At 61.8% G+C, this 524-nt stretch carries 2 protein-coding genes; both read right to left on the bottom strand.

Annotated elements, in window-relative coordinates:
- Positions 1–117: DUF2437 domain-containing protein (locus tag AC1D1X_RS25405; protein ID WP_477699651.1), on the bottom strand; the 117-nt coding region annotated here is incomplete at its 3' end.
- 9 nt (positions 118–126) lie between these two features.
- A partial coding sequence (locus AC1D1X_RS25400) for an HAD family hydrolase (protein ID WP_477699650.1) occupies positions 127–524 on the bottom strand: 398 nt, incomplete at its 5' end.

Genomic DNA, 524 nt, shown 5'->3' with positions numbered 1-524 from the left:
GTCCGTGGGTGTCGCACCGGAGAATATGTTGCCCTGGCAAACCCGGATGTTCTCTCCCTCGAGAGTTCCGAAGCCGGTTGAATTGCCTTCCCTGAAACGTAGCCAACGGTTAGACATTCCGGCCCTTCACGTGTACAGCGCACTCGGCGTGAACCGGGGTGCTGGCGTGGTGTTTTTTGGCCGGCYATTGGCTGGCGTGAGTGAATGGCTGGACCAGCCGGCATAAGGAGCCGGGTTTGCCCGGCTGGCGACCATGCTGGCATGGCAGCGGGCCTTGGCCGCTTCGATGGCCTCAACCAGGAAATCTGCTTCGTAGGCTCGCAGCAGATGCGCCTGCTCGGTCTCCAGATAGGTACGCACGGCATCGCGGCCTTGGGCCTGCAATCGGGCATAAGTGGGTGCATCCCAGTGCCAGGTCAAGCCGAGCTCTTCGAATGCGGCGTTGTAGGCGTGGCGGGTCTGATCGGTCCGGTCGGCGGCAGTGTTGTCAAGCGAGGCGTTGAGCATGGAGGTCTCCTTTGATG

The sequence above is a fragment of the Polaromonas sp. P1_G4 genome (assembly GCF_056405475.1).
The sequence above is the reverse complement of the archived record's forward strand: the minus strand, read 5'-3'. Positions and strand labels throughout refer to the sequence as shown.